The sequence below is a fragment of the Mesorhizobium subarcticum genome (assembly GCF_055456085.1).
In genome coordinates this window covers 4,371,252-4,389,193 of record NZ_CM144237.1, presented here as the reverse complement: position 1 = coordinate 4,389,193, position 17,942 = coordinate 4,371,252, and the positions used below count along the sequence as shown (strand labels likewise).

The following is a 17,942-nucleotide window of genomic DNA, read 5'->3' as shown; positions in this document are numbered from 1 at the left end:
AGCTCTCACGCCTTTGCCGCATCGATGACGCGAAACTGCACCGTGCGGTTGCCGTTCCAGTAATTGCCCGACAGCGAGCCGGCGACATGCACCGTCTTGCCCCGGTTCTTGAACAGGAATTCGCCAAGCACCGTATCGACGGCGCGAAAGGCGATCGCCTGGATGCGGCCGCCGCTGTCCGACTGCAATTCGCAGCGGATATGGTTGGTGCCGACCGGCCTGGCGTCAGCCAGCCGATGGCGAGGCAGCACGAAGACGGGCGCGACATGGCCGGCGCCGAAGGGACCGGCCTTGTCGAGCGCGTCGAGCAGGCCAAGCGTCGCGCCCTCCGCGGCAAGCGCGCCGTCAATCGCCAGGCTTTCCTCGTCCTGCAGCCGAAACACCTCGGTGGCCGCCCGTTCCTCGAAGAACGCCCTGAGTTCCCCCAGCCTGGCGCGCTCCACGGTGATGCCGGCCGCCATGCCATGGCCGCCGCCCTTGACGATCAGCCCGGCATCGGCGGCTTCGCGCACCAATCGGCCAAGATCGAAGCCCGAAACAGAGCGGCCCGAACCGGTGCCAACGCCATTGGCATTGAAGGCAATGGCGAAAGCCGGCCGACGCGCGTGGTCCTTGAGCCTCGAGGCAAGCAGGCCGACAATGCCGGGGTGCCAATTGTTGCTGGCGGTGACGATGATCGCCGGACCGCTGCCGCCAGCAAGCTCGGCATCGGCCTCGGCACGCGCCGCGGCCAGCATCTCCTGCTCCATCAGCTGCCGCTCCTGGTTCAGCCGGTCGAGCGTCTCGGCGATGGTCCGTGCTTCGACCGGATCGTCCGTCGCAAGCAACCGGCTGCCGAGCGCCGCATCGCCGATGCGCCCGCCGGCATTGATGCGCGGCCCGATCAGATAGGAGAGATGAAAGGTGCTGATTGGCTCGCCGATGCGCGAAACCCGCGCCAACGCGGCCATCCCTTCATTCTTCTGCTGGCGGGCCACCTGCAGCCCTTTGACGACGAAGGCACGGTTGACGCCGGTGAGCGGCACCACGTCGCAAACGGTCGCCAATGCAACGAGATCAAGCAGGGAAAGCAGGTCGGGCGGCGCGACGTCGCTCAGGCCCCGCAGGACCTTTGCGGTCTGTACCAGGGCAAGGAACACGACACCGGCTGCGCACAGATGCCCCTGCCCGGAAAGATCGTCGTCGCGGTTCGGATTGACGACGGCAATCGCGGCTGGCAAGGCGCCGCCGACCTGATGGTGGTCGAGCACCACGACATCGGCGCCGGCTTGATTGGCCGCATCGACGGAAACGGCGCTGTTGGTACCGCAATCGACGGTGACGATCAGCGTCGCACCGCGCGAGACGAGTTCGCGCATGGCATCGGGATTGGGACCGTAACCTTCGAAGATACGATCCGGAATATAGATTTCCGACGGTATGGAGAAATGCGTCAGGAACCGCTTCAGCAAGGCCGACGAGGAGGCGCCATCGACATCGTAGTCGCCGAAGATCGCCACCTTCTCCCTGGCCATCACCGCAGCCGCGATGCGGTTGGCGGCTTTGTCCATATCGGTCAGCGAGGCTGGATTGGGCAACAGGTCGCGGATCGTCGGGTCGAGAAACCGCTCGGTCTCATCGGCGGTCACGCCACGTCCGGCAAGCACGCGCGCGACGATGTCAGGCACGCCATGGCCTTGCGCGATGGCAAGCGCGACCATGTCCTGCCGCTCGGTCAGCCGATGCTCCCAGGAGAGACCGGTCGCCGACTGCCTGACATCGAGGAAGAGGCGCTTGTCGCCCATCATGCGCTTTGCCAACTCATGGTTGGCAGCAGGATAATGCATACCGTCCAAAAATGCGCAGCGGTTTTGGGACAACGGCAGGCACAAGCAGCAGCCCAAAGGCGGGCAAAGCCAAGCGGTTCGCGATGATGCGCGGTCACGGAGGATTTCAACTAAAAACTACGCTTTCCGCTTTTCAGCCTGGCGCCGGACCCATTCGTCAGCTGCATCCCCCATCGTCTTTTCCTGGCCATCCTTGAGCCAGGCCATGAAAGTTCGATCGAACCTGAACGCATCGCCGCATTCGCGGATGAAAAAGCGGCGCACATTCTGGGTGTTACGGTAGGATTTCGTGATGGGCGTGGCACGCGAAACCGAATCCGCGTGCCAGTCGAACGCTTTCATCATCAATCCTTGCGCCGCCAGGTTCAGATGCAGCCAAGGGCTAGCAACTGCGGCGCGGCTTCGCAAGCAGCTCTAGAACTTATCCAGATCCTGGTGCCGGGCCTTGATCTCCCGCACGGTCCGCGATGAGGAACGCAAGACGATCGTGTGCGTGGTGATATAAGTGCGGCCGAACTTGACGCCAGCCAGCATGTTGCCATCGGTGACGCCGGTGGCCGCGAACAGCACGTCGCCGCGCGCCATGTCTTCCGCATAGTAGATCCGCTTCGGATCGGAAATTCCCATCTTGGCGGCGCGTGCGACCTTTGCCGGCGTATCGAGGATGAGCCGGCCCTGCATCTGGCCGCCGGTGCAACGCAGTGCGGCCGCGGCCAGCACGCCTTCCGGTGCGCCACCGGTACCGAGATAGATATCGATGCCGGTCTCGTCGGGATCGGTGGTGTGGATGACGCCGGCGACATCGCCGTCGCCAATCAGCCGGATGGCAGCACCCGTGGCGCGCACCGCATCGATCAGCTTGGCGTGGCGCGGCCGGTCGAGGATACAGGTGGTGATGTCGGACACAGCAACACCCTTGGCTCGGGCGAGGCTGGCGATGTTCTCGGCCGGCGAGGCATCGATATCGATGACGCCATCGGCATAGCCAGGACCAATGGCGATCTTGTCCATATAGACGTCGGGCGCGAACAGCAGGCTGCCCTTCTCGGCAATGGCGATGACAGCAAGCGCGTTGGGCAGGTTCTTGGCGCAGATCGTCGTGCCTTCGAGCGGATCGAGCGCGATATCGACCGCCGGGCCTTTGCCGGTGCCGACTTCCTCGCCGATATAGAGCATCGGCGCCTCGTCCCGCTCGCCCTCGCCGATCACCACCGTGCCCTTGATGGCAAGGCGGTTGAGCTCCTGGCGCATGGCATCGACCGCGACCTGATCAGCAGCCTTCTCGTCGCCGCGACCGCGTAGCCTGGCTGCCGCCACGGCCGCCCTTTCGGTGACGCGCACCAGTTCCATGGTGAGTATCCGGTCAAGGCCGGCAACTATGTTCTGGGCCACATTCATTGGGGGAAAATCCTCGTTCACAAGCGCCTCCCGCCGGAGGCGGGCCTGTTTTGTCAAACGAGCATGACAACGGCAAGACCTACCACGAGTTTTATCGAAAGCTAAGCAATATCAATCGATTGAACCATATTTCCAACAAGAAGGCGGCCCGATCGTAAACGACCGGGCCGCCTTGAAGACGTAAAAATAGCGCTGTCGGGACCTAGAAAACCGCGAGATATCTGAGCAGCGAAATGATGCCGATGATGATGACGATGACCTGCACGATCTGCCGCATCCTGGCGTCGAGCGGCAGGCGCTGCACCAGATAGAGAACGAGAATGATGACGAGGAATGTGATCAGGATGCTGATCAACATGGATGAAGCCACGGTGCCCTCCTTGAAATGATTGCCTGAAATGGAGAATCGAGCCGGCGACGCCGGCTCGATGCCGGCGCGCTCAATACCAGCGGCGCGACGTGTCGTTCGTCGATTGGCCGATGGCAAAACCGGCCAGGAAGCCGAGCAGGCCGATTACACCGACCACGGCTGTCGTCGTGCCCGGGTTTTCGCGAGCGACGTCCGAGACCGCCTGAGCCTGACTGCGCAGTTGCTGCGCGGTCCGCGATGCGCGCGCCGCGGCGCTATCGTAAAAATCCGAAGCCTGTTCGCCGGCGTCGTCGAGCAACTCAGCGCCCCTTGCCGAAATGCTCTTGTTGATCTTGGTGATCTCCTTGCGCAGTTCGGCGATCTGCTTTTCCATTGTCTTCTGGATATCGTCGATATTCGGCAGGTCGGATTTGTTGGTATCGGCCATAAAGTGGCTCCCTTGGTTGTTGACCAAGAGAACGGCGTCGACACGAATTCGTTCCGGCCAATTGGTGGCTATTTGCCATCAGCCAGGCAAAACGCTTGCAGGGTCCCGCGCTACAAGCGAATTGAGAGCTACCCTGCCCGCTCGATGCGGATGACCTGCGGCTTGTCGGTCAGGTGACCGTCCTTGGTGATGCCGTCGACGGCCTTGCGCACGGCGGCCTCGGTGGTCTCATGCGTGACGAGGATCACCGTCTTCTGCACGGCGGCCTCACCACTGACCGCGTGCTGGACGATCGATTCCAGCGAAATATCGTTGTCGGCCATGCGCTTGGCGATAGCAGCGAAGACGCCGATGCGGTCATGCACGGTCAGCCGGATGAAATAACCGCCGGCATGGCTGCGCATCTGCGCCTTCTTGTAAGGCCGCAACTCCTTCGCCGGCCGGCCAAAGACCGGGCCATGCTGGAAGCCGGGCCGGCTCTTGGCGATGTCGGCGACGTCGCCGATGACGGCCGAGGCGGTGGCATTGCCACCGGCACCGGGGCCTGAAAGCAGCAGTTCGCCAAGAATGTCGGTCTCGATCGCCACCGCATTGGTGACGCCATGCACCTGCGCGATGACCGAGGCGGTCGGCACCATGGTCGGATGCACGCGCTGCTCGATGCCGCTTTCGGTGCGCTGGGCGACGCCGAGCAGCTTGATCCGGTAGCCGAGGTCGCCGGCCGCGCGGATGTCGGCCTGCGTGATGTTGGAAATGCCTTCCATATAGATGTCGTTGGCCGCGATCTTCGTGCCGAAGGCAAGGCTGGTCAGGATCGACAGCTTGTGCGCGGTGTCATGCCCCTCGATGTCGAAGGTCGGATCGGCCTCGGCGTAACCCAGCCGCTGCGCATCCTTCAGGCAGGCATCGAACGAGATGCCTTCAGCCTCCATGCGGGTCAGGATGTAGTTGCACGTGCCATTGAGAATGCCGAACACGCGGGTGACCGAGTTGCCGGCCATCGCCTCGCGCATCGTCTTGATGACGGGAATGCCGCCCGCCACCGCCGCCTCGTAGTTGAGCAGCACGCCCTTCTTCTCGGCAATCTCGGCCAGCGCCACACCATGCTTGGCGAGCAGCGCCTTGTTGGCGGTGACGACGTGGCGGCCGGCTTCGAGCGCCGCCTTCACCGATAACCGCGCCGGCCCTTCATCGCCGCCGATCAACTCGATGAACACGTCGATATCGGCGCTCTGCGCCAGCTTGACCGGATCGTCGAACCATTTTGCCGAACTGACATCGACGCCACGGTCGCGTTTCGGATCGCGCGCCGAAACCGCTGACACGACAATGTCGCGCCCGCATTGCCGGGTCAGTTCCGGCGCCTTGTCGCGCAGCACCCGCGCCACCGACGCACCGACCGTGCCAAGTCCGGCAATTCCAACACGCAGTGCTTCAGCCATGGAAGGCGACGTCCCTCAAATCAGATCGATTTTTTTGCTTACCGGTGGGCGGACAGCGGCACCACATTGTTGGGCTGCTTGGCGCTGCTCGACAGGAAACGCTTGATATTGCGCGCCGCCTGGCGAATCCGGTGCTCGTTCTCGACCAGCGCTACGCGCACGAAATCGTCGCCATGTTCGCCGAAGCCGACACCAGGCGCCACCGCCACGTCGGCGTGCTCGATGAGCAGCTTGGAGAATTCGAGCGAGCCGAGATGCTTGAACGGCTCCGGGATTGGCGCCCAGGCGAACATCGAGGCGGCCGGCGCCGGAATGGTCCAGCCGGCGCGACCGAACGAATCGACCATGACGTCGCGGCGCTTGTGGTAGATGTCGCGCACCTCGGCGATATCGGCACCATCGCCGTTGAGCGCATGGGCGGCGGCCACCTGGATCGGCGTGAAAGCGCCGTAGTCGAGATAGGATTTCACCCGCGTCAACGCCGAGATCAGCCGTTCATTGCCGACAGCAAAACCCATGCGCCAGCCGGGCATGGAGAAGGTCTTCGACATCGAGGTGAACTCTACGCAGACATCCATGGCGCCCGGCACCTGCAGCACCGAAGGCGGCGGATTGCCGTCGAAATAGATCTCGGAATAGGCAAGGTCGGACAGGATGATGATGTCGTTCTTCTTCGCGAACGCCACCACGTCCTTGTAGAAATCGAGCGAAGCGACCAGCGCCGTCGGGTTCGACGGATAGTTGAGGATCAGCGCCAGCGGCTTCGGGATCGAGTGACGAACACCGCGCTCCAGCGCCGGAATGAAGCCGTCATCCGGCTCGACCTGCAGCGAGCGGATGACGCCGCCCGACATGATGAAGCCGAAGGCATGGATCGGATAGGTCGGGTTCGGACACAAGATGACATCGCCGGGCGCCGTGATCGCCTGCGCCATGTTGGCGAAGCCTTCCTTCGAGCCGAGCGTAGCCACCACTTGCGTGTCGGGGTTGAGCTTCACGCCAAAGCGGCGCTGGTAATAGGCGGCCTGGGCGCGGCGCAGGCCCGGAATTCCGCGCGAGGAGGAGTAACGATGCGTGCGCGGATCGCGCACCACTTCGCACAATTTGTCGACGATGGCCTTGGGCGTCGGCAGGTCCGGATTGCCCATGCCGAGGTCGATGATGTCGGCGCCGCGCGAACGGGCGCTGGCCTTGAGCCGGTTGACCTGCTCGAACACGTAGGGCGGAAGCCGGCGGACCTTGTGGAATTCTTCCATGGCAGTTCCAGACATCGAAAGACCCCGGACATAGGGGGCGTTGGGCGCGCGCTATATACTCATTTGCAGGTAGGGTCGAGGGCGGGATCGCATTTGCCTTCGATCTGCTTCAGCGTCTGCGGGCCATGCTTCTTGGCCAGATCCGTCAGCGCCGCCTGGTTGGAAACCGGTGGGCCGCCGCCTTTTTTGGCGCCTTGCCGGTTTTCGTCCGCCTTCAACTGGGCGAGCTTGGCATCCCGCTCCTCATTGGTGAACTGCTTGGCTGCCACCTTCGGCGGGATATTCAGGTTCGGAAAGGTGCCGGTATCCTTCGGGCCGGCAGTATCGGCCATCGGCACCGGAGCGCCGGTATTTGTGCTCGAACACCCGGCGATCCCCACGAGGACGATCGCCGCGCCGATGCGGCAAAAGCGTGCGGCACCGAAAAAAACAGTCTCGCCAAAATTAATCGTCATATTGTTTCCTTGGCAGCCGGGGTAGTGCGAGATTGGACCCTGTCGGATGTCCCATGTTAATATGTCAAGAAATCGCTTCGGGAGGAACCCCGCCAACAATGTCCAAAACACCCGATTCGAGCAAAACGGAAGATGACGAGCCTTCGACCGTCGAGCAATATCTGGTGAAGGATCCGGAACGCTTCGCCTTGAACATGGCGCGCATGATTGAGCAGGCCGGCAAGGCGGCTTCCGCCTGGGCCGAGCCGCGTGAGAAAGGCGAAGTGCGCGACCACGTCGCCGAACCGGTCGTCGACATGGTCAAGACCTTCTCCAAGCTCAGCGAATACTGGCTCGCCGACCCGCAGCGCGCGCTGGAAGCACAGACGCGGCTGTTCTCCGGCTATATGACCGTGTGGGCAAACGCCATACAGCGCGTCAGCCCCAACACCGAGGCTCCCGAAGATGCCGTCAAGCCGGAGCGCGGTGACAAGCGCTTCCAGGATCCGGAATGGGGCCGCAATGCCTTCTTTGATTTCCTCAAGCAGGCCTATCTCGTCACCTCGCGCTGGGCGTCCGAACTGGTCGATCACGCCGAAGGTCTGGACGAGCACACCCGCCACAAGGCGAGCTTCTACGTCAAGCAGGTGTCCAACGCCATCTCACCGTCGAATTTCATCCTGACCAACCCGGAACTGTTCCGCGAGACCGTCGCCTCCAATGGCGAGAACCTGGTGCGCGGCATGAAGATGCTGGCCGAGGACATCGCCGCCGGCAAGGGCGACCTGAAAATGCGCCAAGCTGATTACTCGCCCTTCGAGATCGGCAGGAACATCGCCATGACGCCCGGCAAGGTGGTCGGCCGCAGCGATGTCGCCGAGATCATCCAGTATGATCCGACGACCGAGATGGTGCTCAAGCGGCCGCTTCTGATCTGCCCGCCTTGGATCAACAAGTTCTACATCCTCGACCTCAACCCGCAGAAATCCTTCATCCGCTGGGCGATCGAACAGGGCCATACCGTGTTCGTCATCTCCTGGATCAATCCGGACGAACGGCACGGCGCCAAGGGTTGGGAGGCCTATATCCGCGAGGGCCTGCAGTACGGCCTCGACACGATCGAAAAGGCCACCGGCGAACGCGACGTCAACGCGATCGGTTATTGCGTTGGCGGCACATTGCTGGCGGCGGCATTGGCGCTGATGGCGCAGGAGGGCGACGACCGCATCCGATCGGCCACTTTCTTCACCACTCAGGTCGACTTCACCTATGCCGGCGACCTGAAAGTGTTCGTCGACGAGGACCAGGTCGCGGCGGTGGAAAAGTCGATGAACGAAAAGGGCTATCTCGACGGCACCAAGATGGCGACCGCCTTCAACATGCTGCGCTCCGGCGACCTGATCTGGCCCTATGTCGTCAACAACTACATGCGCGGCAAGGATCCCCTGCCCTTCGACCTGCTCTACTGGAACGCCAATTCGACCCGCATGGCCGCGGCCAATCACTCTTTCTACCTTCGCAACTGCTATCTTGAGAACAACCTCTCGCAAGGCAAGATGGAGCTGGCGGGCCACACGGTCTCGCTCGGCGATGTCACCATCCCGGTCTACAACCTCGCCTCCAAGGAAGACCACATCGCGCCGGCGCTTTCTGTGTTCCTCGGCTCGAAATATTTCGGCGGCAAGGTCGACTATGTCATGGCGGCATCGGGCCATATCGCAGGCGTCGTCAATCCGCCGGCATCCAACAAATACCAGTACTGGACCGGCGGCCCGCCGACAGGTGATTTCGGCCAGTGGTTTGCCCATGCCACCGACCATCCCGGATCCTGGTGGCCGCACTGGCAAAGCTGGATTGAGGCCAAGGACAACACCCGCGTGCCTGCCCGCAAACCCGGCAAGCATATGAAAACCTTGGGCGATGCTCCAGGCACCTATGTCAAGGTGCGTGTGTAACGGACTGTAATGTCTGGTGAGTTGACGGCCCGGTAAAAGCGGGCGAAATGGTGTCGTCAACCATCAAGCAGCCGTAATTCGGCAATCACGGCAAAAATACTTCAAGGCTTGCGGATTTGACACAGGTCTCGTTTCCGGATCGGAGACAAAGGTCACCTTGGACAGCGATGCTTCGGCGCCGCGCCAAGGACATACCGACCGGGCATCGAGGGGGAATTTGACTTTGAAATCAGCAGGGTGGAGCCTCGCAAAGGGAGAACGCCGCGCCATCGTGGCAGCGCTCTGCTCCGTGCTCCTGGCCTCCTGCACATCGGCCGGCGACCCGACACAGTCGGTTGGAATGCCTGGTTACAATGCCTCTTCCTCGGACATCAGTGCGGCCGCCACCGGCAAGCCCATCGCCACCGCCGATTCGACATCGCAGACGACGGCCACGCAGACAACCGTGATGAGCGAAGGCGATACGGCGCTGCCGGAAACGGTCGCCTACGTGCCGGTCGCCAAGCCCGAAGCCGCCTTTCCGCTGACAACGCCCGCCGGTGCTGAAACGATCGCGGGACAAACGCCGCAGGCCTTGCAGCAGCCTGTACAGACGGCGCAGCAGACCGACGCGGTCGCCCAGAAGATCGCCGCCGCCGATGCCGCCGTGACCGCGCCGAAGCCGGCCGCCGCACCGGTGATGAACAATCCGGTCTATGTGACAGCTGGCGAAGCGCCGCAAGCCGACGCGCCGAAGAAAAGAGGCTTCCTGGCCTCGATGTTTGGCGCCACGCCCGCTTCCGCGACGCCGGCACCGCTGATCAACACGCGATCGGGCGAACAGCCGATCGTACCGGCCAAGTCGGCGCCCGTGCCGGCGGCCGCAAAGCCGATCATCACTTTGGCCTCGGCCGACTCGACGGCAAAACCGATACAGTTGGCCTCGACCGGTGGCGACACCGGCCACATCACGGGCAGCGATGCCTTGCCCGGCGTGCGCCAGACGGCCCTGTTCGAAATCAAGCGCAAGTCCGGCCTCGACGACGAAAGCGACGTCGACCTCAACGAGGACGAAGGCTCGGGCGGGTCCTACCAGGTGGCGTCGGCCGCCGGCATGGCCAGGCTCGCGCCCAACGGGCTGCTGAAGCAGAACGAGACCGTCGACGTCGCCTGCCTGAAGCCGTCGCTGGTGCGCGTGCTGAAGACGATTGAAGGCCACTATGGCCGCAAGATGATGGTGACGTCGGGCTACCGCGACCCAGCCCGCAACCGCCGCGCCAACGGCGCCAAGAATTCGCTGCACATGTACTGCGCCGCCGCCGACATCCAGGTCCCCGGCGTCTCCAAATGGGAACTGGCGACCTACATCAGGACCATGCCTGGCCGTGGTGGCGTCGGCACCTATTGCCACACCGATTCGGTCCACGTCGATGTCGGCCCCGAGCGCGACTGGAACTGGCGCTGCCGCCGGCGTAGCGGCGGTGGTGACGGTGGTGGCGACGGCTAACTGATTGGCGGGCCGGAGCCTGTTAGCGACAAACATCGTTCCAGTGGGCCGTCCCAGACATTCGAGATTAGCCGAAGCGTCCACAACTTCGTCATCCGAGGACGGAGCAGGAGCGAAGCGATGGGGTGCCTCCGCTAATGATCCAGCCATGCAGTCGTGATGAACCACCTTTGTTTCCAAAGCCCCGGAAAAAAGTTGTCCAAGGCGGCAACTGACGGGTTGCCGGTTGCACACAACGTCAGTATAAGCCGCTTCGTCTGAGCGCGCCCATCGTCTAGCGGTTAGGACACCGCCCTTTCACGGCGGTAACAGGGGTTCGATTCCCCTTGGGCGTACCATCAAAATCAAGCACTTAGCACAACTCTGAGAAATATCGTTTAATATTCGTCTAATATCTGTCTCTTGGCGAGCGCTGGAGACGTATGGAATCATCCAGATTCTTGATTTCAAAAACGACCTCTGAACGGCGATCCAGCCGCCAGTTTATCGTGCCGGGGCTTCGGCGCGGACTGCCAGCAACTGACGGTGCGTCATGAACGACGGGCCTCGTTGCCTGTTGAACCGCTAGCCGAAAAGCATTCTCACCCCGAACAACACCGCCACGAAAATGAGAAAGGCGATTGCCAGCGGGATCAATCCCATAACAATTTCCGAGAAGGATTGAGTTCGGGATGCTTGTTGTGGCCGCATCCGGTACCGGGTGCTTCGAGGCAGCTCGTGCTTGGGATTTGGCGCCGCGATTGATGGCCATTACAAGATCGCCTTCTGGATTACGCGCATCCCCAGTGCAGCCGCAACCAGCCACAAGGCCTCGTCCCAGTGATTGAAGGATTTGGTGGGAAACCGCTGTCCCAGCAGCAGCGCGATCATGGCTGCGAAGACCGCATAGAGACCGAGCCATGTTGAGGTCACGGCGTACCCAGCCTTTCCGTGGGAAGCGATGAGCATGGATATGCGGAGCTTCAGGGTGAACCTGCCTACACTCTGCCGGGAGACCTGATCCAACCGAACAATCATTGCCACTCGCAGTCTGGGACACAGAAGAGGAATGGGCTGTCGGCTGCGCCGAAATCACCATCGAAGCGAAATGCTCGACTGGTTTCCTGACATGCGCCGCTCCTGAACTCAGTCCTTTCCAGGCAAATTCCCGTTCTGAAACGACATTCGCGCCAAACGAGAAACGATCTTACAGCCTGGCTGCATATGGATTCGAAACGGCCCGAAGCCCGGTTTCATAAGAAAGGCATATACTTTCGTGGTTCGGGCGCGCCAAGAAGTGGTATCAGTAGTGCATCTGCATATCCATCATGTCGGCAGGCATCATGCTGCCGTTCAGGTTAGCCATGATCGTCAGTGAACCCACCACGACCAGCGTCACGATCAGCACGCCAAACGCGAGTGCCAGCACGTTGTTGGTGTTGTCCGGGCCTGTTGTGATGTGCAGGAAGAACACCAGGTGGACTCCCATCTGGGCGATGGCAAGAACCGCGAGGCCAAGCGCGACTCCCGGTCCCCAGAGCAGCGTGGTGTTGGCGACCCAGAACGAGATCGCGGTGAGGATTACGGCGAGCAGCAGGCCGATCGAGTAGACGAGGATCCCGGAGGACGCCGCTTCCCGCTCGGTCGCAATCGACTGGTCGCCGGGGGCGCGATCGAAGCGTGCTTCAGTCATTGGGTCACTCCCATCAAATAGACGACCGTGAACAGCCCGACCCAGACGATGTCGAGCGCGTGCCAGAACAGCGAGAAGCACTGCAGCCGGCGCTGGACGGCAGGCCGAAACCCCTTCGATGTGACCTGCCCCATCATCACCACCAGCCAGATCAGGCCGGCGGTCACGTGCAACCCGTGGCAGCCGACAAGGGCGAAGAAAGCCGAGAGGAATGCGCTGCGTTGCGGGCCGGCACCGTGCGCGATCATGTCGGCGAACTCGCGTATCTCCAGGGAGAGAAACGCGACACCGAGCACGAATGTGAGCAAGGCGCCCAGATATGTGGCGAAACGGCGCCGCGAACCGACCGCCAGGCTCATCAGCCCGCATGTGTAGCTAGAGGCGAGAAGGCACGCGGTTTCGATGGCGACCCTCGACTGATTGAACAGCTGGGCACCCGTCGGGCCTCCCGCACTGGCATGCTGAAGCACCGCATAGGCAGCAAACAGCGCGGAGAACATCACGATGTCGCTCAACAGGAAAATCCAGAAGCCGTAGGCAACGACAATCCGTTTCGGCGCCGGACCGGCCTCGCTCGCGCTCTGCAGCGCTTCGCCAGACTCAACAGCAACACTGACGTTCATATCGCGGCCCCCGTCAGGTGAAGCCGGTCGAACTCCGCAATCTGTGCTGCCGGCACCTCGGTTTCGTCCCCCTCGCGAAATGCGAAGACGAGTATCGCCAAAAACGTCCCGATCAGGCCCGCCCCGGCCATCCACCAGATGTGCCAGATCAAGGCGAAACCGATGACGACGGCGAAGAAGGCGTTGACGACACCGACCGGACTGTTCTTCGGCACTTCGATCGGCTCGTACTGGCGCGCCGGCTCCGGCTGAGCTTGCCGTGCGCCGACCCGCTGCTTGGCGACCCAGAAGCTGTCGCGCCCGGCCACTTGCGGCAGGATCGCAAAATTCCACGCCGGCGGCGGCGACGCTGTCGACCATTCCAGCGTGCGGCCGTTCCACGGATCTCCGGTCACGCGAAGCCGGTCGCGGTTGCGGATCGAGACGACTAGCTGCACGATCTGGCAAACGATGCCGCCCAGAATGATGACGGTGCCGATCGCCGCCACGACCAGCCACGGCTGCCAGGCGACATTGTCGTAGTGCTGCATGCGCCGGGTCATGCCCATAAGGCCGAGCACATAGAGCGGCATGAAGGCCACGTAGAAGCCGACCAGCCAGCACCAGAACGATGCCCTGCCCCAGCGGTCGTCGAGCTTGAAGCCGAACGCCTTGGGGAACCAGTAATTGTAGCCGGCCATGACGCCGAATATGACACCGCCGATGATGACATTGTGGAAATGCGCGACCAGGAACAGGCTGTTGTGGAGCTGGAAATCGGCCGGAGGCACCGCCATCAGCACGCCTGTCATGCCACCGATGACAAAGGTCACCATGAACCCGATCGACCAAAGGATCGGCACCTCGAAGCGGACGCGTCCACCATACAGGGTGAACAGCCAGTTGAAGACTTTAACGCCTGTCGGCACGGCGATGATCATGGTCATGACACCGAAGAAGCCGTTGACGTCGGCGCTGGCACCCATGGTGAAGAAGTGGTGCAGCCAGACGAGGAAAGAGAGGATGCAGATCGCCATCGTCGCGGCCACCATGGAGCGGTAGCCGAACAGTGGTTTGCCCGAGAAGGTCGCGACAACCTCCGAAAAAATGCCGAATGGCGGAAGGATCAGGATGTAGACTTCTGGATGACCCCAGACCCAGAACAGGTTGACGTACATCATCGCGTTGCCCTGTCCGTCGACCGTGAAGAAATGAAAGCCGAGATAGCGGTCGAGCAGCAGCATCCCAAGGGTGGCGGTCAGGACCGGGAAGGCAGCGACGATGAGCAAATTGGCCGCAAGCGAGGTCCAGCAGAAGACGGGCATGCGCATATAACCCATTCCCGGCGCCCGCAATTTCAGGATCGTGGTCACGAAATTGATCCCGGTCAGCAGCGTACCGACGCCGGAGATCTGCAGCGACCACAGATAGTAATCGACGCCGACACCTGGGGAGAATTGCAGCTCGCTGAGCGGCGGATAAGCGATCCATCCCGTTTTGGCGAACTCACCAACGACCAGCGAGATGTTGATCAGCAGCACCCCCGAGGCCGTCAGCCAGAAGCTGACCGAGTTCAACGTCGGAAAGGCGACATCGCGGACGCCAAGTTGCAGCGGCAGGACGAAGTTCATCAAGCCGATGACGAACGGCATCGCCACGAAGAAGATCATGATGGTGCCGTGCGCCGAAAAGACCTGATCGAAATGCTCCGGCGGCAGATACCCCTGAGCACCGCCGGCAGCGACTGCCTGTTGCGCCCGCATCATGATGGCATCAGAAAATCCGCGCAGCAGCATGACCAGCGCCAGCAGAAAATACATGACGCCGATCCGCTTGTGGTCGACGGATGTGATCCATTCGCGCCACAGATACGGCACATAGCCTTTTAGCACGACCCAGGACAGGATACCGACGATGGCCAGCACCATGAAGGCCCCTGCCCCCATGATGATCGGTTGGTCGAAGGGGATGGCGCTCCAGTCGAGTTTGCCGAGCAGGGTCATTTGTCTGTCCTCTGTGACACCATGTCCGCGAGCCGTGTGGGATCGTTCGGCTGTACCGCCAGGCTCAGCACGTGGTTGAACAGGTCGGGAGCAACGTCTCCATAGGTGAACGGCGCTACCGTCTCGCTTGGCTTGGCAAGGTCGGCATAGGTCCGCGCGTCGAGCATCGGACCGACCTCGCGCGTCGCGCTCACCCACTGCGAGAAGGCATCGGCCGGCACTGCGTCTACGGCAAATTGCATATCGGCGAAGCCCTGGCCGCTATACTGGGCCGATAACCCACGGTACCGTCCGGCATGATCGGCCTGCAGATGAAGCCGCGTCGCCATGCCGGCCATGGTGTAGATTTGGCTGCCGAGCTGCGGCACGAAGAAGCTGTTCATCACGCCTGAGGACGTCAATTCGAAGCTGACCGGAGTGCCAATGGGGATGGTCAATCGATTGACGCTTGCGATGCCCTGGTCCGGATAGATGAACAGCCATTTCCAGTCGAGCGAGACCACCTGGACCCTGACAGGGTTGGTCGCGGAGGCAATCGGCTTGCGTGGGTCGAGGTCATGCGCGCCGACCCACGCAACGCCGCCAACCAGCAGCACCGTCATGGCGGGGATCGACCAGACCAACAGCTCGAGACGGCCCGAATACTCGAAATCCGGCCTGTAGCGGGCGCGCCCGTTCGACGAGCGAAACCAAAAGGCCACAGCCAGCGTAGCCACGATCGTCGGGATCACGATCGCCAGCATGATGCCCAGCGAGTTGAATAGAACCAGTCGTTCGGCCACCGCGATCGGTCCCTGCGGGCTAAGCACACCTTCTGAGCAGCCCGCCAGCATCACGGCGCCGGCCAAGCCAGCGGCGAGTAGTCCGTACCGCATCTTAGTCCTCATCTGCCTGCGTTGAAGGATTTTCGGGCGAGTTCAAAGGGCGGCAGCAGAACATCAAAACCAACGGGCCTTCAGCAATGGTCTTGACGCTCATCGTGCCGCTCCAGCTTCGTTTCACGGGAAGACGCTTCGGATTTATCATCACGATCTGCGTCTATTGCTTGAGCTTGCCTCGCCCGGTTGAGTTAAGCTTGTATGTCGCTGCTGAACCGGGCCCGAATGTGCTCAAAGAATTGGTTGCGACGGCGCTTTTTGCTTCAGCCACGAGGACGGCATCCGTCGATGGGACAGGCACACCAGCTCGGTTCGGTTGCCGGGCTGGCGATGCATCAAAGGAAATTTTCCTTCACCATTTCCCAGACATCCCCTCCGCGGCCGTGCAAAACCGCGCGCGCCGAGTAAAGCGCCATGCCAGCTGCCGCGCCCGCGGCCATAAACGGTGGCATGACCAGCTGCAGGGGACTGACATGCACATGCAGCAGTGCTGGCCCCGGTTGCGCAAGCCAGTCCTTGACACCAGCTTCAAGGTCGTCTGCCTTAGAAACCGTCTTGCCCCAGAGGCCGAGGGCTCGCGCGACGTCGCCAAAGTTCGGGTTTTTCAGCCGCGTGAACGTATCGAGCATCCCTTCGGCCTTCTGCTCGATTTCGACGAAGCCGAGCTTGCCATTGTCGTAAACGGCAATCTTGATCGGCAATTGCTCCTGGACGATCGTCATCAGGTCGCCGAAAAGCATCGAGAGGCCGCCGTCGCCAGCCAGGCAGACGACCTGGCGGCCCGGCTGCGACTTCTGCAACCCAATGGCCGACGGCATGCCACCAGCCATGGTTCCATGCAGGAGACTGGCGAACGTGCGGCGCTGACCGTTGGTTTCGATGTAGCGGACAAGCCAGGCGGCCGGTGTCCCGTCGTCCGCCGAAAATACTGCATCTTTCGCGGCATGCCGATTGATCGCTTCGGTCAGATAGGTTCCGGGAATGCAGCCGTCACGACCGGCAACAGCCTTTGTCTTTTCCGATTGCCTGGCCTTCGCGTAGCGCCGCAAATATTGGTCGCGGAAGGAGGCGTCGGTGCGTTCGACCAGCTTCGACAGCAAGGCTTCCAAGGTTGCTCTTACGTCGCCGACAACACCCTTTGTGACCGGATGCCGCCGTCCGAGATGGGTCGGGTCGATATCGATCTGAACAATCCTGGCCTTGCCGGGATAAAACTGCCTCCAGGCAAAATCGGCACCCAGAAGCAGCAGCGTGTCGCAGTCGAGCAAGGCGTGATAGCCGGCCTCGTTGCCGAGCATGCCGGTCATGCCGATATTGAAGGGATTGTCGAACTCGAGGAAATCTTTGCCGCGCGAGGTATGAGCGATCGGGGCCTTCAGCCTCTCTGCAACGGCGAGGATTTCCTTATGCGCACCTTGGCAGCCGGATCCGCCATAGATGGCAATGTTGCCGCTGTTGTTAAGTATCGCCGCGATGTCGTCTAGATCGCTGTCGCTCGGACGAACAACGGGCTGTGAAACGTGAACTGCGTACGGGATGTCATCGTGCACCGTTGAGGCGGAAACATCAGCCGGCACAATGAGAACGGCGACACCACGTTTCGCCAAGGCGGTCTGGCAGGCGATGACGGTTTTGCGCCGCGCCTGCTCCGGCGTATAGATCATATCGCAGAAGACGCTGCAGCTCTGGTAGATCTGCCTGAAATCGACTTCTTGGATGAAATCAAAGCCCAGTTCGTCGCGGATGATCTGGCTTGCAATGAGAATGACGGGCGCACGGTTTCGGTTTGCCTCAAAAATTCCGTTGATGAAATGCAGACTTCCGGGACCGCAACTTCCGGCGACAGCGGTCAGATGACCCGTCAGCTGTGCCTCAGCCTGAGCGGCGAAAGCACCGGCCTCCTCATGTCTCATTGACACCCACTCGATCTTGCTTCGCTCGAGCGAGCGCGCAATCAGATTGAGCGTGTCGCCCACGACGCCGTAGCAATGTTCTACGCCTGCGCTCTGGAGCGTTTCTACGATAATGTCTGCTACCTGCTTGCTCATAATGCCTAACCTGGTGAGATCCTTTTAGGGTCTCAATATGCGGCTTGCCCGATGGCCGATCTTGGCTGGGACTGCGAGGATTTGGAGCGGATTGCTGCGGCTGTCCGCCGTTGCTTTCAAGGCGCGGCAATAGGGGTCTTGTCGG

Annotated in this window: 16 protein-coding genes and 1 tRNA gene; 3 read left to right on the top strand and 14 right to left on the bottom strand. The window is 61.6% G+C overall.

What is annotated here, in order from left to right; genetic code table 11:
* Nucleotides 1–5: 5 nt before the first annotated feature.
* The 8 genes from recJ to ACZYHG_RS21340 form a co-directional block, all read right to left on the bottom strand.
* Nucleotides 6–1,787, bottom strand: a complete 1,782-nt coding sequence (gene recJ, locus ACZYHG_RS21375) for a single-stranded-DNA-specific exonuclease RecJ (RefSeq protein WP_464610257.1) — start codon at nucleotides 1,785–1,787, stop codon at nucleotides 6–8.
* A 156-nt stretch (nucleotides 1,788–1,943) separates the two neighbouring features.
* Entirely contained in the window at nucleotides 1,944–2,168 is a 225-nt protein-coding gene (locus tag ACZYHG_RS21370) for a DUF6434 domain-containing protein (protein ID WP_464610256.1), read from the bottom strand.
* Nucleotides 2,169–2,240: 72 nt separating this feature from the next.
* Entirely contained in the window at nucleotides 2,241–3,224 is a 984-nt protein-coding gene (gene glpX, locus ACZYHG_RS21365; protein WP_464610255.1) for a class II fructose-bisphosphatase, read from the bottom strand.
* A gap of 202 nt (nucleotides 3,225–3,426) precedes the next feature.
* Nucleotides 3,427–3,582: a Thivi_2564 family membrane protein gene (locus ACZYHG_RS21360; protein ID WP_348626914.1), complete on the bottom strand. Its 156-nt coding sequence runs from the start codon at nucleotides 3,580–3,582 to the stop codon at nucleotides 3,427–3,429.
* An 82-nt stretch (nucleotides 3,583–3,664) separates the two neighbouring features.
* A complete protein-coding gene (locus ACZYHG_RS21355; RefSeq protein WP_464610254.1) occupies nucleotides 3,665–4,021 on the bottom strand; it encodes a hypothetical protein in 357 nt (118 codons plus the stop codon).
* 128 nt (nucleotides 4,022–4,149) lie between these two features.
* Entirely contained in the window at nucleotides 4,150–5,463 is a 1,314-nt protein-coding gene (locus ACZYHG_RS21350; RefSeq protein WP_464610253.1) for a homoserine dehydrogenase, read from the bottom strand.
* 38 nt (nucleotides 5,464–5,501) lie between these two features.
* Nucleotides 5,502–6,719, bottom strand: coding sequence for an LL-diaminopimelate aminotransferase (locus ACZYHG_RS21345; protein ID WP_027029254.1), 1,218 nt, complete (start codon nucleotides 6,717–6,719; stop codon nucleotides 5,502–5,504).
* Nucleotides 6,720–6,778: 59 nt separating this feature from the next.
* Entirely contained in the window at nucleotides 6,779–7,270 is a 492-nt protein-coding gene (locus tag ACZYHG_RS21340; protein ID WP_464610252.1) for a hypothetical protein, read from the bottom strand.
* A gap of 2 nt (nucleotides 7,271–7,272) precedes the next feature.
* Here ACZYHG_RS21340 and phaC point away from each other — a divergent pair, with 2 nt between their 5' ends.
* The 3 genes from phaC to ACZYHG_RS21325 all read left to right on the top strand — a co-directional run bounded on the left by phaC (nucleotide 7,273) and on the right by ACZYHG_RS21325 (nucleotide 10,932).
* On the top strand, nucleotides 7,273–9,108 hold the full coding sequence (gene phaC / locus ACZYHG_RS21335; RefSeq protein ID WP_464610251.1) for a class I poly(R)-hydroxyalkanoic acid synthase: 1,836 nt from the start codon (nucleotides 7,273–7,275) through the stop codon (nucleotides 9,106–9,108).
* 217 nt (nucleotides 9,109–9,325) lie between these two features.
* A complete protein-coding gene (locus tag ACZYHG_RS21330; protein ID WP_464610250.1) occupies nucleotides 9,326–10,594 on the top strand; it encodes a YcbK family protein in 1,269 nt (422 codons plus the stop codon).
* 263 nt (nucleotides 10,595–10,857) lie between these two features.
* Nucleotides 10,858–10,932: transfer RNA gene (locus tag ACZYHG_RS21325), tRNA-Glu, on the top strand.
* 412 nt (nucleotides 10,933–11,344) lie between these two features.
* Here the strand turns inward: ACZYHG_RS21325 and ACZYHG_RS21320 are convergent.
* The 6 genes from ACZYHG_RS21320 to ACZYHG_RS21295 all read right to left on the bottom strand — a co-directional run bounded on the left by ACZYHG_RS21320 (nucleotide 11,345) and on the right by ACZYHG_RS21295 (nucleotide 17,797).
* Entirely contained in the window at nucleotides 11,345–11,506 is a 162-nt protein-coding gene (locus tag ACZYHG_RS21320; protein WP_464610249.1) for a hypothetical protein, read from the bottom strand.
* Nucleotides 11,507–11,876: 370 nt separating this feature from the next.
* Nucleotides 11,877–12,266 carry a cytochrome o ubiquinol oxidase subunit IV gene (gene cyoD, locus ACZYHG_RS21315; RefSeq protein WP_464610248.1) on the bottom strand — a complete coding sequence of 130 codons (390 nt, stop codon included), beginning with the start codon at nucleotides 12,264–12,266 and terminating at the stop codon, nucleotides 11,877–11,879.
* On the bottom strand, nucleotides 12,263–12,889 hold the full coding sequence (gene cyoC, locus ACZYHG_RS21310; protein WP_464610247.1) for a cytochrome o ubiquinol oxidase subunit III: 627 nt from the start codon (nucleotides 12,887–12,889) through the stop codon (nucleotides 12,263–12,265). Before cyoC ends, cyoD begins: the two co-directional genes overlap by 4 nt.
* Nucleotides 12,886–14,865, bottom strand: a complete 1,980-nt coding sequence (cyoB, locus tag ACZYHG_RS21305; protein WP_464614759.1) for a cytochrome o ubiquinol oxidase subunit I — start codon at nucleotides 14,863–14,865, stop codon at nucleotides 12,886–12,888. The genes cyoC and cyoB overlap by 4 nt, the downstream gene beginning before the upstream one ends.
* A 2-nt stretch (nucleotides 14,866–14,867) precedes the next feature.
* Entirely contained in the window at nucleotides 14,868–15,746 is an 879-nt protein-coding gene (gene cyoA / locus ACZYHG_RS21300; RefSeq protein ID WP_464610246.1) for a ubiquinol oxidase subunit II, read from the bottom strand.
* Nucleotides 15,747–16,084: 338 nt separating this feature from the next.
* On the bottom strand, nucleotides 16,085–17,797 hold the full coding sequence (locus ACZYHG_RS21295) for a thiamine pyrophosphate-dependent enzyme (protein ID WP_464610245.1): 1,713 nt from the start codon (nucleotides 17,795–17,797) through the stop codon (nucleotides 16,085–16,087).
* Nucleotides 17,798–17,942 lie beyond the last annotated feature (145 nt).

Bases quoted from the DNA above. Each gene is read 5' to 3' on its own strand.
- ACZYHG_RS21350 (WP_464610253.1), bottom strand. From the start codon at position 5,463: ATGGCTGAAGCACTGCGTGTTGGAATTGCCGGACTTGGCACGGTCGGT.
- cyoA (WP_464610246.1), bottom strand. From the start codon at position 15,746: ATGCGGTACGGACTACTCGCCGCTGGCTTGGCCGGCGCCGTGATGCTG.
- glpX (WP_464610255.1), bottom strand. From the start codon at position 3,224: ATGAATGTGGCCCAGAACATAGTTGCCGGCCTTGACCGGATACTCACC.
- phaC (WP_464610251.1), top strand. From the start codon at position 7,273: ATGTCCAAAACACCCGATTCGAGCAAAACGGAAGATGACGAGCCTTCG.
- cyoD (WP_464610248.1), bottom strand. From the start codon at position 12,266: ATGACTGAAGCACGCTTCGATCGCGCCCCCGGCGACCAGTCGATTGCG.
- ACZYHG_RS21355 (WP_464610254.1), bottom strand. From the start codon at position 4,021: ATGGCCGATACCAACAAATCCGACCTGCCGAATATCGACGATATCCAG.
- recJ (WP_464610257.1), bottom strand. From the start codon at position 1,787: ATGATGGGCGACAAGCGCCTCTTCCTCGATGTCAGGCAGTCGGCGACC.
- ACZYHG_RS21360 (WP_348626914.1), bottom strand. From the start codon at position 3,582: ATGTTGATCAGCATCCTGATCACATTCCTCGTCATCATTCTCGTTCTC.
- cyoC (WP_464610247.1), bottom strand. From the start codon at position 12,889: ATGAACGTCAGTGTTGCTGTTGAGTCTGGCGAAGCGCTGCAGAGCGCG.
- ACZYHG_RS21295 (WP_464610245.1), bottom strand. From the start codon at position 17,797: ATGAGCAAGCAGGTAGCAGACATTATCGTAGAAACGCTCCAGAGCGCA.
- ACZYHG_RS21345 (WP_027029254.1), bottom strand. From the start codon at position 6,719: ATGGAAGAATTCCACAAGGTCCGCCGGCTTCCGCCCTACGTGTTCGAG.
- ACZYHG_RS21370 (WP_464610256.1), bottom strand. From the start codon at position 2,168: ATGAAAGCGTTCGACTGGCACGCGGATTCGGTTTCGCGTGCCACGCCC.